The sequence below is a fragment of the Flavobacterium sp. PLA-DH12 genome (genome assembly GCF_059511845.1).
In genome coordinates, this window is record NZ_JCAMPD010000003.1 from 118312 (window position 1) to 134523 (window position 16212).

The following is a 16212-nucleotide window of genomic DNA, read 5'->3' on the forward strand; positions in this document are numbered from 1 at the left end:
AAGTAATCTGGTTTTTCTTAATAATGAAGCGCATTTATCTTGATAGTAATGTTTTTAGGTACTTAAAACAGAATCCTGATTTGTTAGAGATGACTTTTGATGTCATAAATAATTTTATGTTTTACTATTCTTATGCACATCTAGCTGATCTATCTAGGGATAAGACTGATAAAAAGTTTGATGATCTAATTTTTATGGAAAATTTAGTCGATCAAAATTTTTTAAATCTTCAACCAGATAGAAAATATGTCAATGTCCAAATAGTTTCTCCTAGAAAAGCTTTTGAAAGTCTAACAAATTTCAATTTTTCGGATATAAATTTTCATGATATTATTGATGATGCTTTTCCAAAAGATAACTCGACTCCTGAAATTGACAAGGCTAAAGAATTATTAAAAATGTTCCTTACTTTTCCAATTAAATCTTTAGGAATGGAAGACTTAAATTTTCAAACAAAAGATTCTGCTGTAGATATTATTTCTCCAAATGGAACAAATTCTATTCTCGAATACTTGGAAAAGCTTGTAAATACGTTTGATAATTTAAATACGGATGTAAAATTATGGAGAGAATTAAGAAATTACACAATTGAGAGTTTGAATTTTTCAAATTTTGAAATAGATATTCAGAATATTGAATTTGATAAACAATTAGAAAACACAAAACTAAAATCAACATTTATTGAATTTGTTGAAAATGCTCTAAGTAGCTTTAAGAAAACAGAGAACAGAGATCAATATAATTTTTTTATTACTGCATATACATGTTTAAATCTTTTAGGGATTGATAAAGAAAAAAACAAAAAAGTAGTTTTTTCTAGTTTTCAGAATGATGCTCAGCATGCATATTATGCCGCCCACTGTGAGTATTTAGTTTCAGATGATGAACAGCTCTTATTTAAAGCAAAAGCACTTTACAATTTATTAAATATAAATACTAAAGTCTTGCATGCAAATGAGTTTTTTAATAATTTAAATAAAATTGGTTGTAATGGTGAATTAGAATTTGATGATTTTATGGATAGTTTGAAAAATTTAAAGAATAATATTAATTTTTCGGAGTCAACTTCTTTTGATGGGCGAACTTTTTTTCGTTTAAATGATTCGTATTTTGATTATTTTAATGAAATGCAAATTATTGAAGTAGAAAATGAAAATCCTATTTTTGCTTTTTATAAAGAATATGAAAATTATTCTAATTTTTCTTCATTTGAAGAAATGGAACTTATTACAAATAGAATAGTTAGGACACTTGGCCGAGATTTGTATAATCTTAAAAGTTATTCTGAAAATGATACTTTACAAATAAAAAATGATGAGTGGCAGGGAAGAATTTGGGATTTTGATTATTCAAAGTTTTATTTAGAAATAAATAATAAACGTTTCACACTTCATTATCAACTTAAATAAAAAGAGGAGAACATATATTGTTCTCCTCTTTTTATTTGATAATCATTGCCAATCCGCCGCCACTCGCTAAATGATATTTTAGTTTTGTCGTTGAATCGACTATTATAATTTCTCTTTTATAATCGGTTGCAGCTTTGTCTGCGTTTAGTCCGTCTGAGAAAATTTCAGCTTGGAATTTTTTGCCTTTTTCAAGGAAAGAAAAATCAATTGTAATGTCTCTGGAATCCCAATTGGTTATGGCACCCAAATACCAAGTATTTCCTTTTCTTCTGGCAATTGAAACGTATTTTCCAACTTCACCATCGAGAGCTACAGTTTCATCAAAAGTCGTAGGAACTTTAGCGATAAAATCAGTACTTTCTTGTTCTTTCATAAAAGCGGTCGGACTGTCGGCCATCATTTGTAAAGGCGCTTCAAAAATGGTGTAAAGTGCCAATTGGTGACATCTCGTTCCTTGACTCATTGGAGTTGAATGACTTGGCTTGAATTCGCTTTTTGTAGCATTTCGCATAGCGCCTGGCGTATAATCCATTGGACCCGCCATCATTCTAATAAACGGAATTGTGGTATCGTATAACGGAACATCATCATTTGGTGTCCATTTATTGTTTTCTAAGCCTTTTACGCCTTCAAAGTTTAAAATATTTGGGTATGTTCTCTGAATTCCAGTTGGTTTGTACATTCCGTGAAAATCGATTATCAATTTATGATTGGCTGCTTTTTGTGCAATATCATAAACTGAATTTACCATTTTGGCATCGTCGCGGTCAATAAAATCTACTTTAAAGCCTTTTACGCCTAGTTTTGCATAATTGTCAAAAACACCATCAATATTTTCATGCAAAGCCATCCACGAAGCCCACAAAATAATGCCAACGTTTCGTTCTTTCGCGTAAGCGATTAAAGCTTCCAAATCGACATTTGGATTGTGTTTCATAATGTCGGTTTCGATACTCCAGCCTTCATCCAAAACCACGTATTCGACTTTGTTTTTAGAAGCAAAATCAATATAATATTTATACGTCTGCGTATTAATTCCAGCTTTAAAATCTACGTTGTAAATATTCCAGTCGTTCCACCAATCCCAAGCTACTTTTCCTGGTTTTATCCATGAAATATCCTTTATTCTAGAAGGTTCTGCTAATTTCTGAACCATATCATTATTGGCCAAAGCCGCATCATTTTCACAAATGACAATCGCTCTCCACGGAAAAGTTCTCGTTCCTTTTGTTTTTACCAAATAATCGGCTCTTTCGGTAATCAGTTTGTTGAGATAATTAAATCCGCCGTTGGTTTCTTGAGTAGGGTATTTAGAAAAACGAGATTCAAAGCCAGTTTTATTTTTATTATTGGTTACAAAAAGTCCCGCATAATCTTCTAGATCAGCTTCTAAGAAAACGGCTTTTTTATGGTTTTTATAATCAATTAGAAATGGAAGAAAAGCCAGTGTGTCTTTAGAAAATTCACTTATTTTTTTGTTTTCATAATGCGATTCAAACGAAGATATAAACTGATCTTTCGGATTTCTTAAATCACGTACATACGGCATCAAAGTATTATAATCCTTGTCGAAATTCAGCACCACTTCTTCGTCTTTAACCGTAATCTCTTTTTTCTTTTTTGTGATGAATCGATATGCAGCCCCATCATCAAAAACACGAAATTCGAGAGCGAAATCATTTTTAAAATTTAGAATCAGTTTGTTGTATTGATCTTTTACGGTTTTCTTTTTGTAAAAAGGTGTTTCAAAAGAAGTATTTACATTTTCTTTTTTTGAATTTAAAACAACTGGATTTTTTCCTAAAACCTCATTTTGACCTAAGATCATCGACATTTCAGACGTAGCCAAAATCAAATCTTTTTCATGAGAAATTGACCAAGAGATTTTATCATGTACAGCAATTTTAACTTCGATTTTTCCGTCGGGAGATTTCAGAATAAAGTCTTGTTTCTTTTGTGAAAAAGAGATGTTCAGAAATAAAAAACAAAAAAGAATAAATATATTTTTCATGCTGTGCTTTTTTATCAAATTTCGATTTTGTTATTCTGTAGAGGCGCACCGCAGTCCGTATACGTCCAGTTTACGACGCGTATAATCGTTGCGCATAAGACGCACTACGGTGCGTCTCTACAGAAAATAGGGATGAATGATTCTTTTATTTCTTTAATTCTGAATTGTATTTTTTTACAATTTCTAATGTCGACTTATCTCCATTAAAAACAGAATTTAAACCTTGTGGTTCTTGTGGAGGATCTGTTGTAAAAGGCTCTCCGGGATTCCATTTTCCGTCTGGGTGAATTGCTTTTCCTTCACCGCCATAACCCCAGAAATTGGCAGCTCTTAACGGGCCATTGTTTTTAACGCTTTCAGCGACTCTTCCAAAAATGTAGCTGTAAAATTGATTTCTGTAAACAGAAGATGCTCCCGCATTCAGATTTTCATTTTCTCTCGGAAGTCCAAATTCTTCAATGATTATGGGTCTTTTCAGATTGTTTGCCACTTTTATATGATCGTCAATGTATTTACCAGCGTTTTCAATAGTTTTTGGCATTGTCGCTTCGGCATTGTCAGCTTTAAACCAATTCCAGTTTTTAGGCCAGATATGCATTGTCAAATAATCAATGTTCGGATTTTGATGTGTTCTTTCGAAGATTTCCATGCTGTCGTTCGAACTATTTTTTCCTTCAGAACCTGTAGAAACCAAATGGTTTTTGTCTAAACTATCAATCAAATCCACAATGTTATTGAGCCATTTTGTGAATTTAGCTTCATTTTCTACTGTAAAAAGTCTAGGTTCGTTTCCAACTTGCCAAGACATAATCGTGTTGTCTTCGTTATATTTCTTTTTAGAATAGGCATTTGTTCTTCCAATAATAAACTTCACGTGATTGTTTAAAGCTTCCATGCAAGGCTCACAGCTATGAAATTGTTCTGTATACGACATAAACTGTGGCCAAGTATTTGGCGAAATATTCGGAACAGGAACTGGGCCTTTACCATTCCATTCCAAATATTGCGACATTCCGCCCGACCATTCCCAGTTATTGGTCAAGTATAAAACGGCGTACATACCGCGTTTGCTCATTTCGTTAATCAGAAAATCCAATCCATCCAATAAATCTTCATCATATTTTCCTTGTTCATATTGCAGTGCTGGACGAACTGTAAAATCATATTTTCCGCCATCAGCACCAACTAAAACCCGTAAATTATCGATTCCGTTTTTCTTCATTAAATCCAATTCGCGCAAAAGTCTTTTACGATCGCCTATTTTTTTAGAAGCCAACATACTTCCATACCAATAATTGGTACCAATATAAGCGTACGGTTTATCACCTTTGTAAAATTCATTTCCTTTTACGGTTATTCTTTCCTGCGCCTGACAAGCAATTGCAGTAAAAATTAAGGCCAATGAAAGGGTTTTAAAGAATCTGTTTTTCATAATTTATATTTTAAGGAGCTAATCCCGCTATACGCTATATCTTTTATGGTGAACCCCACCATAAAAGGATGCCGCTTCTATCGGGGCTAGGGCTTTACGTTCTGTAAGACGTTTTGATTTTTATTTGAAACCTTAATTCTCAATTCGATGAATAAGTTCTAGGCAAGCACGGCCATTATGATAGGGGCATTTCCAGAATCCAGCTTTGTCTTTTTTCATTATACTATAATCGTCATAAACTCCCCAATACCATTCTCCGTTTTGTCGGTCGATCATGTGTTTTTTTATAAATTTCCAGTTTCTGTAAACACTATCCAGATATTCCTCTTTTCCTGTTAATTGATAAGCATTATAAAAACCAATTAAGGCCTCAGCCTGTGGCCACCAATGCTTTTCGGCAATTAACTCATTTTTTTTAGGATCAAATTCGTACCATAAACCGCCATCAGCATCTAAACCTTCTTTGGTTGCCTCTGCAATTTGAACGGCATGTTTTTGATAATTGGCAATCAAAGTTTCATTTTCTGAAATTTCGGCGCATTGCTGTAAAAGCCAAGCTGCTTCAATATCATGCCCGTATGAAATAACATCTGGTTTTTCTTTCCAATTTTCATCAAAAAACAAATGCAAATGTCCCGTTTCGGTATTGATAAAATATTTTTCGATGGTTTCTAATAATTCGATGATAGTAGCAAGCAGTTTTTCATCCTTCCAAACTTTATATAAATTCACATAACCTTCAATAATGTGAAGATGTGTATTCATGGTTTTCTTTTCATTGGCATCTTTTGCACTCAATCGCAAATCTTCAATTGGCTGCCAATCTCTTGTGAAAGCTTCAAAATATCCTTTGTTTATAGGATCGTAGCTGTGTTCCTCAATTTTTAGATACAGTTTCTTAGCAATTTCTAAAGCTTTTTCTTCTTTTGAAATCGAATAATATTCAGACAATCCATAAATCGCAAAGGCTAAAGCATAAATCTGGTTTTTGGTGTCTTTTGGAGTTTTATCCTCATTAATACTCCAAAAAAGACCTCCAAATTGGGTGTCATAAAAGTAAGCTGCAAGAAACTCAAATGCCCTTTCTGCCAGTTTTTTGTGGTTTTTGTTTTTTGTGGTTTTATAGCTGGCAGAGAATGTCCAAAGAATTCGGGCGTTTAAAACCGAACCTTTTTCGGCATGGGCAATCAGATGATCGTTAAAATCGATTTGACCAACAAAACCACCATTTTTCTCATCAATAGTTCGTTGCGACCAATAATTTAGAATGGAATCCAGTTCTGCAGTTAGTTCCGATTTTAAAAGCTTTATTTGTAATGACACGGTATTTTTAGATTGCGTTATTTTTTTCGATTTGATTAATAATCGTTTGAACTGAACCTGCAGAAATAAAAGTATCTGCGGGCGTATTAATCACATAATCAACCAATTTATCAACTGTAGAAACTGCCACATGCATTCTTGTATCAGACGAAGCATAATATATGTAAACTGTTCCGTTTTCGCCTTCAATCCATCCGTTAGAAAACAAAACATTCGAAACATCGCCAACTCTTTCAATTCCTTCAGGTCCCATAAAATGTCCTGCAGGAACATGTGTTACTTTCGAAATATCATTCAAATCCGTCATGAACATGTACAGAGTGTAGCGTAATCCTGCAGCCGTATTACGAACTCCATGGGCCAAATGCAACCAACCTTTTGAGGTTTTAATTGGAGCTGGACCCAAACCATTTTTCAATTCATAAATGGTATGATATTGTTTTCCAAAAATAATTTTTTCGTCTTTTACGACTGGATTTTTCATGTCTTCAACATAACCTAAACCAATTCCGCCGCCTGAACCAACATCAATAAAACCATCTTGCGGACGTGTGTATAAAGCATATTTTCCATCTACAAATTCAGGATGCAACACTACATTTCGCTGCTGTCCAGTATTCGAAATTAAATCAGGAAGTCTTTCCCAGTTTACTAAATCTTTAGAACGAACAATTCCAGCATTGGCAACAGCCGAACTTGTATCGCCTTTTGGAGCTTTTGGATCTTTTCTTTCGGTACAGAAAATTCCATACACGTAACCGTCTTCGTGATTGATCAGACGCATGTCGTATACGTTGGTGTCAGGTTCTTCTGTTTGCGGAATCACGCAAGGTTTATCCCAAAATTTGAAATTATCTATTCCGTTTGGACTTTCGGCGATAGCAAAAAACGATTTTCTGTCAATTCCTTCTACACGAACAGCAAGTAAATATTTGCCATTCCATTTCATTGCTCCAGCGTTGAAAGCGGCATTTACGCCAATTCTTTCCTGTAAAAACGGATTTGTGTTTTCGTTAAAATCAAAACGCCAGTTTAAAGGAACATGAGCAGCAGTAACAACAGGGTTTTTATAGCGTTCGTAAATACCGTTTCCTGCAATTTTTTGCGGTTCATTTTTTTGCTCAATCAGCGTTTTATGTTCTTTTTCTAATGCCGATTTTCTTTCTTGAAAATGGACTGAAGATGTTATTGTTGCCATATAATTGATTTCTATGTCTTTATTTTATTGATTTTGCTCTCTCTTTTCGTTTAAATCTTGTTCTATAATCTGTAATTTTTCTTCTGATAAAGGGTAAAATGCTATAAAAGCGACTGAGATTGCGGCGGCTATTGCAGGCAGTATGCTTAACATTAATTGAATTCCGTTTTGAGCTGTTGCAGTTTGCTCGACATTGGCCTGAAAACCAAAATAACCTAAAAGCCATCCAGCTCCTGCGCCGCCAATTGTCCATCCAAATTTTTGCGACATTGAGGATGCTGAAAATACCAATCCTGTTGCTCTGCGTCCTTGTTTCCATTCTGAATAGTCAGCGCTGTCGGCATACATTGACCAGATTAATGGGAAAATACAGCCCGCGCAAATACTAATTAAAATTTGGAAACTCATGATTAAGAAAACATCTTCTTTTCCGAATAAATAGAAAACAAGACTTAAAATTGCTGCCAAAGCCATTGCTCCAAAAAAGGTTTTCTTTTTACCTATTTTATTGGCAATTGGAGTTGCAATGATAACTCCGATAATATTTGCTGCTTGTCCTAGAACCAGGTAAATAGAAGTTGGTGTCATATGAAAATCGGTTCCGAAAAGTGAAAAATCGAAATTTACAGCACTGCTTACATAATATTTGAAGTAATAAACCGCAGCGCCATCACGAATTGAATTGAATACCAAAGCTCCAATTCCTGCTCCCAATAAAATCCACCAAGGTTTATTTTTCCAAAGATCTTTTAAATCTTCTTTTAAGTTGTTTTGTTCGTCTGCAATAGGTTTGATTCTTTCTTTTGTAAAGGCAAAACAAGCCCAGAAAAATGCGGTGGTAATTAAACCGAAAACGGCAATTGTTGCCAGCCAGCCAGTTTTAGAATTTAAATTTCCTCCAAAATAATTCACCAAAGGTTCAATTAGCCAAAGTGCCAATAAACTTCCTCCAAAAGCAAAAACCATTCGATAAGACGAAAGTGTATTTCTTTCTTTTCTATCAGATGACATTACGCCCAAAAGTGATGCGTAAGGAACGTTGATCAAAGAATAAATCATCATCATTAATGAATAAGTTACGTATGCATAAATGATTTTTCCTTTTTCGTCAAAATCAGGAGTGTAAAAAGTTAAAACCCCAATTACGGCAAAAGGTATCGCTACCCAAAGCAAGTATGGTCTAAATTTTCCCCATTTGCTTTTGGTTCTGTCAGCCAGAATTCCAACAATTGGGTCAAAACAAGAATCCCAGATACGGGTAATTAAAAACATGGTTCCGACTACAGCAGGCGCCAATCCGAAAACGTCGGTGTAGAAAAACAGTAAATACATACTGAAAATTTTCCAGAACATAGATGAAGCAGCGTCTCCAAGTCCGTAACCGATTTTTTCTTTTAAACTAATTTTGTCGTGCATTGGTTATTTTTTAAGGTTTTAATTTATTTTGGGGCAATTATTTTAATTTTTTCTGAATGTCTTTTTCAAAGATAGTCTGATCGAGATTGTAAAAATCAACAAAATCTTTTTCGCTTACTTGTCCGGAAAATGGTGCATAATAATGCATTTTTTGTTCTTTTTCTTGCCAGCCGTGATTTCTCCACATCAAGACATAAGAAATTTTATAATCTCCAATTGCTTTTAGTAAAGTTCCTGTCCACCATTTTGGATCTGGAATGGCTTCATAACCAGCTTCGGCAAGTGCCATTGGTTTATTTTTTTGAATAGAAATTTCATTTAAAATCTTAAATTGTTTTTGAACTTCACTTATAAATTTTTCACCATTCGGGTCATCATTGTTTTGATAAGTATCAAAACTTAAAATATCGGCATAATCATCTCCAGGATAATTGGCTAAAAAGTCTGCTTCGCTGCCAAAGCTACCAGTATTGTATACATAAATCAGGTTGTGAACACCTTTTTTCTGCAAATAATCAACTGTAAATTTCCAAGCCGTTTTAAATTCCTCTGGAGTGCAATTTCCTTTTCCCCACCAAAACCATCCGCCAGTAAGCTCATGAAAAGGTCTAAAAAGTATCGGAATGCTCTTTCCGTTTTTATCTTTTAAAGACAAAAAGAAAGCCGAAGCTTTATCTAGCCAAGAAGTAAATTTTTTATGATTTTCGGCACCAGGCAAAATTGTTTTTAAAGAATTAGGAACGTTATCCCAAGCATTTTTTCCAGTTGCAGGATTATCAAAATGCCAGCTTATGGTAGAAATTCCGCCTCTGGCATTGGCATCAATAATATATTGTTTCATTTTAGCAAAAGGAACGCCGTCAATATTATTAGGTTTGTCGTTTTCTAAACCTGCAATATCCCATCCATAAATAGCTGGATAATCGCCAACGACATCTTTTATGTCGCTTCGTCCTTCTTCATATTTCCATTTTACACCATAAGCCAAATCGTCTTGATGTCCAAACAGAAAACCTTTTTTCGATAATGTATTTAGGTTTTTATAAAGTGATTGCGTCTCTGAAGTGGCTTTTTTATCTGAAAGTGACAAAATTGTATTACTGTTGTTTTTTTGAGATTCACACGAAGTGCTTATCAAAACAGCAGTTAGGAGCATAATAAAATGTTTTTTCATTGTCGGATTATTGGTTGTTAATGGCGCTAAACGATAAATATACAATGATTTATGATTTGAAAATCTACTGTTTATATTACTCGAAAATTCTTTAGCGATTACTCTTTAAAATTATTAAAACTATAAAAAGATATTTGATTAAAAATGATTAATGTTTATTATTAATATTCTTTTTAAAGAAATGATAATTAATTTTTTCAAAGATAAACGGATGATAATAGTGTAATTAATATTATTTTATCAATTATATATCATATTATTGCAGTCAAAAATATACACATTACTTTCCTGAAAATAGTTTTAAGATGGGTACTACGAAAAATTTTTATAGAGAAATTGCACCGCTTGCTGCGGGTGACAGCTTTTTGGTTTTTGATCGTGTAAAAGATAGTTTTGATTTTCCGGTGCACTATCATCCGGAATTTGAAATTAATTTTATCCTGAACGGAAAAGGTGTTAAGCGAGTTGTGGGTGATAATATTGAAGAAATTGATAATGTCGAATTGGTTTTGATTGGTCCGAATTTATATCACGGCTGGGAATTGAATAAATGCACAAATAAAAAAATACACGAAATTACGATTCAGTTTCACAACGATTTATTTCATGAATCTTTACTTGCAAGACGTATTATGAATCCGATTCGGGACATGTTTAACCGATCGATTCATGGCATTCTGTTTTCAAAAAAAACTGCCGAAGAGCTGACACCAAGGCTTGTGAGGCTTTCAAAACTGGACGGGATGGATTATTTTCTTGAAATAACGTCTTTATTGTATGATCTTGCCAATTCTAGAAATCAGCGTCTGCTTTCGACTTATACCGTCGATTATGATACGTTTGATGATTATGATAAAATGAAATTAGTTTATGAGTATGTGCAGAAACATTTTGCTGAGAAAATCACTTTAGAAGACGTGGCAAATGTGGCGAGCATGTCAATCATTTCTTTTAACCGATTTATAAAAAAACGTACAGGAAAAACTTTCGTCAATTACATAAATGACATTCGAATTGGTTATGCAGCACGTTGGTTGGTTGAGAAAGATATGAGTGTTTCTGAGGTTGCTTTTAAATCTGGTTTTAATAATATAGCCAATTTTAACCGCAGTTTTAAAGCGACTAAAAATTGCACTCCAAGTCAGTATCGCGAAGAATTTTCTGGTTTGAAGCGTATTTTGTAGTGATACTTTTTTATCACTTATAAATATTATTTTTAACGAAATCGTTTGATTTTATAGATTTCATTAGTTTTTATTCATGGTTGAGTTGTTTTAGGGGTTTGTCTTTGCGAATAATTCAATTTTTACCCATATTTATTTTGATATGTGTTTTTTTAATCGATTATAGTAAAAATATTATCATTAAATGATATAATACTATTGATTTGATAATGGTCTCTGTTATAGATTTGTTAAATAATTTAAGAGTAACTTTTCCCTGGCATTTACTTTAAGATTATGCAATAAACAAATTTAACTAACCAAACACTTATTATGAAAAAACTAATTACTAGCTTCATTCATTGGAGGGCTGACCACAGAGCCGTTCCTTTGATATTATTTTTGTTACTGACCAGTAATTTTATTACAGCACAGGTAAAGGTTTCTGGAACAGTATCTGACGAGAAGGGGTTGTCTATTCCTGGTGCCAACATCATGGTTACAGGTACAAAAAAAGTAGCCTCGACAGATTTTGATGGGAAATATTCTATAGAAGCACCCGCAAATTCTACTCTTTCTATTTCATTTATTGGCTACGTTACACAGACAGTCAACATAAAAAATGGAGGAACATTCAACGTGATTTTAAAACTAAGCGCTGAGGATTTGCGTGAAGTATTGGTAAATGTAGGATATAGAAGTGTAAAGAAAAAGGATTTGACAGGCGCTATTTCTACTGTTACTTCTAAAGATATTGCAGACTCTCCACAAGTATCTGTAGATCAATTGTTGCAAGGACGTGCTGCTGGGGTAACAGTTACGAACAACTCTGGACAGCCAGGAAGTAGTGTGTCAGTTAAAATACGTGGAACTACTTCTATTTCTGGAACCAATGAGCCATTGTATATTGTTGATGGTATTCCTATTTCTGGAGATGCGGCCAATACTGCAACTGGAGGTTCTATAGTTACAGGTTATTTGGGAACAAATACAGGAAACGTAACTTCGAGTCCAATCTCTTTTTTAAATCCGAATGACATTGAAACGATGGATATTTTGAAAGATGCTTCTGCAACAGCTATATATGGTTCTAGAGCGTCGAATGGAGTTGTTATTATTACTACAAAAAGAGGTAAGAAAGGAACAGGAAAAATCACTTTTGATTCTTATTTCTCTATTCAAAATGTAACTAACTTGTTAGATACAATGACTTTGAGTCAATATGCTGCACAGCAGAATGCTTTGGCTGCTGTTTATGGCGTTACGCCGAGAGACGAATTTGCTGTTCCGTCTGTTCTTGGTAAAGGAACAAATTGGCAAGATGAGATTTATAAAACGGCTATAATGAATAATTATCAGGTTTCGTTTTCTGGTGCAAAAGATGGTACAAACTATTATATTTCTGGAGGTTATACCAATCAGGAAGGTATTGTTATAGGTTCTGCTTTTAAAAGATATAATTTTAAAACAAATGTTGATAGCAAAATAAAAGATTGGCTAACAGTTGGAGTGTCTGTTGGTGCTGGTATAACAAATGAAGATATTACTATAAATGGAGCGAGTAATGGTATTATCAGTACTTCTATTTTATCTACTCCAGATGTTGCGGTAAAAGATACGAATGGTAATTATTCTGGTCCGCCAGCAGACGGATCAATTGGAGTTTGGATCAATCCTGTTGCTTCGGCTTTGATGAATACCAATAAATTAATCAAAAAGAATTTCTTGGGGAATTTTTATGCGAGCTTTAGAATTGCAAAAGGATTGGAATATCGTTTTGATTTTGGAGGCTCTACAAATGTTGATAATTTTGAAGGTTTTCAGCCTACTTATAAGTGGGGCTCAGCGGTTAGAGAAACCAATATGCTGACAGAAAGAGCAAGCAATTGGTATCAGCTTAATGTTAAAAACCTTTTGACTTATAAAGCTGATGTAGGGAATCATCATTTTAACGTCTTAGCTGGTCAAGAGGCAAATGATAGTCATTGGTTTGGAAATTCGCAATCTGTTTCTGGGTTATTGAGTAATGATATTCATTCTATTAGTTTAGGGGATCCTGATTCAGTTGTTGCTTCAGAATATAAAGGGAGCTCTGCTTTGTATTCTTTCTTCGGATCTTTTAATTACGATTATGATAATCGATATGGTTTGCAGGCAACTATGAGAGCGGATGGAAGTTCAAATTTCGGGCCAGGTCAAAAATGGGGTTACTTTCCTTCGGTTTCAGGTTATTGGAAACTTTCGAACGAAAAGTTTATGGAAGGAACGAGAGAATACATTGATAATATCAAGTTCAGAGGTGGATATGGAGAAACTGGAAACCAGAATATTGGCGGTGGCGGTTACATGAGTACTGTTCGCGCAATAAAATCGGCAATGGGTAACTTCTTTACGGTTAATAATATTGCAAATCCAGATCTAACTTGGGAAACTTCTAAACAAACCAACTTTGGTTTAGATTTTACACTTTTCAAATCAAAACTTCAAGCAACATTTGATGTATACAAAAAAGAATCTGAAGGATTTTTATTTGTATTGCCATTGCCGTACTACGTTACAGGTACAGATGCTTATCAAGGTGGTTTAGGAGCGCCAAGCGTAAATTTAGGAAGTTTAAGAAATCAAGGTTTTGAAATGACTTTAGATTATAATGAAAAGTTCGGAAAAGACTTTTCTTGGAATTCAAAAGTAATTTTCTCTACAAATAAAAATAAATTGTTGAGTCTTCAAGACAATTTTGATTTGACAAAAGATGTAATGCTTAATGATTATACGACTAAAGCAGTAACCAAAACTGTAGTTGGTCAGCCAGTTGGACAGTTTTACGGATATCAAGCAGTTGGTATTATCAGAACAAACGAGCAATTGGCCAATGCACCAATTCCTTTTACAGGAAATAAAGCGGTAAAAAGCCAGTTGGGAGATGTTGAGTATGTAGATCAGAACAAAGATGGTTTGATTGATGATAAGGACTTAACCTATATTGGTAACCCAGCACCGAAATTTACTTATGGCTTCAACAATACTTTTAAATATAAAAATGTTGATTTAGGTGTCTTCTTACAAGGATCTTATGGCAATAAAGCAATGAACCTAACAAGACGTGCTGGTACAAAAAACCAACGTTTGTATGAAAATCAGTTGGCAGAAGCTGCAGATTTTTGGACACCAGAAAATACCGATGCAAAATACCCGAGACCTGATGGAGGAGACGGACATCCAAATATTGCAATCTCTGATCGTTATGTAGAAGATGCTTCTTATTTAAGAATCCAGCAAGTTACTTTAGGGTATAATATGCCTTCAGATGTGATTTCAAAAGCGAGCATTAGTAAATTAAGATTTTACTTTGGTATTCAAAATCTTTACACATTTACCAAATATACAGGCTATGATCCTGAAATTGGATCATATAACCAAGATCCATTATTAACTGGAATCGATTCAGGGCGTTACCCAACCAATCGTAGTTTCACTTTTGGAATGAATTTAGAATTTTAATTACTACTCTTATGAAAAAATATATCAATATAAAGACCTTAGTTTTATTCTTAACGCTAGGTTTGGCAACTACTTCTTGCAGCGAAGATTTTTTGGATCGCCCATCAGAAGATAGTTACAGCAGTGACCAGTTTTATAATACTGATGAGCAGGTTGCAAGAACTACTTATGGAATGTATGGTGCAATGTGGGCTCCTTATTATACTAAAAACTTTTACGCATTGTCAGAACTGTCATCAGGGAATTGTTTGGCTTATGCTGATGGGCCAGAATTGATTCAGTTTAAATTGACTTCTGATAGTCCAATATTGTTAGATCCTTGGAGAGCTTGTTTTGCAATTATAGCGCAAGCCAATAACTTAATTAACAATATTGAAAAAAATGCCACAGCAGATGTGAATAGGGCAGTTATTAAAAACACAATTGCAGAAGCACATTTTTTTAGATCGATCGCGTATTTTTATTTGGTTCGTTTGTATGGGCCAGTGCCTATTATAGAAGATAATTTGGCTTTGGCAAAAAATCCAATGGTGAATACAAATAGAATTGAAGACGTATATACCTTCATTGAAAACGATTTAAAATTTGCCGCAGCAAATCTAAAATCAAAAATTAGATCTAGGACTCCTAGTGGAGACAATATTTTTGTAACTCAAGGTTCTGCTGAAGCATTTTTAGCCAAAGTATATTTATATGAAAAGAAATATGCAGATTCTAAATCAATGGCTGAAAAAGTAATCAATTCTGGTGAGTTCGATTTGATGCCAAACTTCGGAGATTTGTTTCTCACAAGTAGAAATAATAATCAGGAGTCTATTTATTCATGGCAGTGGTCAGGAGCTATAAATACTTATGGAGGAGGAAATTTTTCTAATATTCAATATGGTTTAGATATTTTAAATGATAACGCTTCATACGGTGCTACTTATGTGCCGAGTAATGATGTTCAGGATGCTTTTGAAATCGGAGATTTAAGAAGAAAAGAGTCTTTTATGATTTATGGAGATTCTTATCCTAACATTAAAGGAGATGGTGTTGTAGGTTTTGTTATGGATAAAACAAAATATCCAGATGCGCTAGCCAATACAGGAGCAGCGGTTAAAAAATATGTTGTTGGGCAAGTGACTAGCGAGACAGGACCAGCTGATGGATGGGGAGGAATGAATAACTGTAATTATATTATGCGTTATGCCGATCTTTTATTAATACATGCCGAAGCAACTATGGCTGGAGCTGATGAAACTACAAATGCTGCAGCAAAAGAATCATATAACAAAGTGAGACTTAGAGCAGGTCTTGGCATTTTAGGGACTAATGTGCCTTTAACAAAAGCAGCTTTATTTCATGAGCGTAGAGTTGAATTTGCTTTTGAAGGAGAATTTTGGTTCGATTTAGGAAGACTGCCACGTCAGGAAGCAATCAATATAATTTCTAAGCAAGATAGAGGTTTCGATTCTCAAGGTGTAATACATTATACGCCAACGCCAACTGATTTTATTTATCCAAAACCAGATGTCGAAGTTAGAAAAAATCCAAAATTGAAAGAGGCACCAGTTCCTTACACTTTCAAATAATTTTTTAAAAG

The 16212-nt window shown here is 34.0% G+C and carries 10 protein-coding genes; 4 read left to right on the forward strand and 6 right to left on the reverse strand.

The genetic code is table 11. The features are described 5' to 3' along the window. Positions 1-23 precede the first annotated feature (23 nt). Positions 24-1409, forward strand: coding sequence for a hypothetical protein (locus AC5ZCW_RS06885; protein WP_496118718.1), 1386 nt, complete (start codon positions 24-26; stop codon positions 1407-1409). 31 nt (positions 1410-1440) lie between these two features. Here AC5ZCW_RS06885 and AC5ZCW_RS06890 read toward each other — a convergent pair whose 3' ends face one another. From AC5ZCW_RS06890 to AC5ZCW_RS06915, 6 genes are all read right to left on the reverse strand, one after another. Beyond that, a complete protein-coding gene (locus tag AC5ZCW_RS06890; protein ID WP_496118720.1) occupies positions 1441-3420 on the reverse strand; it encodes a retaining alpha-galactosidase in 1980 nt (659 codons plus the stop codon). Positions 3421-3565: 145 nt separating this feature from the next. Beyond that, a complete protein-coding gene (locus AC5ZCW_RS06895; RefSeq protein WP_496118722.1) occupies positions 3566-4852 on the reverse strand; it encodes a glycoside hydrolase 5 family protein in 1287 nt (428 codons plus the stop codon). 132 nt (positions 4853-4984) lie between these two features. Continuing rightward, positions 4985-6175, reverse strand: coding sequence for an AGE family epimerase/isomerase (locus AC5ZCW_RS06900; RefSeq protein WP_496118724.1), 1191 nt, complete (start codon positions 6173-6175; stop codon positions 4985-4987). Between the two features lie 7 nt (positions 6176-6182). After that, complete coding sequence (locus AC5ZCW_RS06905) at positions 6183-7373, reverse strand: glycoside hydrolase family 130 protein (RefSeq protein WP_496118726.1); 1191 nt, start codon at positions 7371-7373, stop codon at positions 6183-6185. 24 nt (positions 7374-7397) lie between these two features. After that, positions 7398-8789, reverse strand: a complete 1392-nt coding sequence (locus AC5ZCW_RS06910; RefSeq protein ID WP_496118728.1) for an MFS transporter — start codon at positions 8787-8789, stop codon at positions 7398-7400. Positions 8790-8826: 37 nt separating this feature from the next. Continuing rightward, positions 8827-9963 carry a glycoside hydrolase family 26 protein gene (locus AC5ZCW_RS06915; protein WP_496118730.1) on the reverse strand — a complete coding sequence of 379 codons (1137 nt, stop codon included), beginning with the start codon at positions 9961-9963 and terminating at the stop codon, positions 8827-8829. Between the two features lie 305 nt (positions 9964-10268). On the opposite strand from AC5ZCW_RS06915, the gene AC5ZCW_RS06920 reads away from it, so the two are divergent. From AC5ZCW_RS06920 to AC5ZCW_RS06930, 3 genes are all read left to right on the forward strand, one after another. Continuing rightward, positions 10269-11147 carry an AraC family transcriptional regulator gene (locus AC5ZCW_RS06920; RefSeq protein WP_177212433.1) on the forward strand — a complete coding sequence of 293 codons (879 nt, stop codon included), beginning with the start codon at positions 10269-10271 and terminating at the stop codon, positions 11145-11147. A 312-nt stretch (positions 11148-11459) separates the two neighbouring features. Then, positions 11460-14627, forward strand: a complete 3168-nt coding sequence (locus AC5ZCW_RS06925; protein ID WP_496118732.1) for a SusC/RagA family TonB-linked outer membrane protein — start codon at positions 11460-11462, stop codon at positions 14625-14627. An 11-nt stretch (positions 14628-14638) separates the two neighbouring features. After that, positions 14639-16201 (forward strand): RagB/SusD family nutrient uptake outer membrane protein, encoded by a 1563-nt coding sequence (locus tag AC5ZCW_RS06930; protein WP_343541297.1) that lies wholly within the window; start codon positions 14639-14641, stop codon positions 16199-16201. Positions 16202-16212 lie beyond the last annotated feature (11 nt).

Bases quoted from the DNA above. Each gene is read 5' to 3' on its own strand.
- AC5ZCW_RS06885 (WP_496118718.1), top strand. From the start codon at position 24: ATGAAGCGCATTTATCTTGATAGTAATGTTTTTAGGTACTTAAAACAG.
- AC5ZCW_RS06890 (WP_496118720.1), bottom strand. From the start codon at position 3,420: ATGAAAAATATATTTATTCTTTTTTGTTTTTTATTTCTGAACATCTCT.
- AC5ZCW_RS06895 (WP_496118722.1), bottom strand. From the start codon at position 4,852: ATGAAAAACAGATTCTTTAAAACCCTTTCATTGGCCTTAATTTTTACT.
- AC5ZCW_RS06905 (WP_496118726.1), bottom strand. From the start codon at position 7,373: ATGGCAACAATAACATCTTCAGTCCATTTTCAAGAAAGAAAATCGGCA.
- AC5ZCW_RS06910 (WP_496118728.1), bottom strand. From the start codon at position 8,789: ATGCACGACAAAATTAGTTTAAAAGAAAAAATCGGTTACGGACTTGGA.
- AC5ZCW_RS06915 (WP_496118730.1), bottom strand. From the start codon at position 9,963: ATGAAAAAACATTTTATTATGCTCCTAACTGCTGTTTTGATAAGCACT.
- AC5ZCW_RS06920 (WP_177212433.1), top strand. From the start codon at position 10,269: ATGGGTACTACGAAAAATTTTTATAGAGAAATTGCACCGCTTGCTGCG.
- AC5ZCW_RS06925 (WP_496118732.1), top strand. From the start codon at position 11,460: ATGAAAAAACTAATTACTAGCTTCATTCATTGGAGGGCTGACCACAGA.
- AC5ZCW_RS06930 (WP_343541297.1), top strand. From the start codon at position 14,639: ATGAAAAAATATATCAATATAAAGACCTTAGTTTTATTCTTAACGCTA.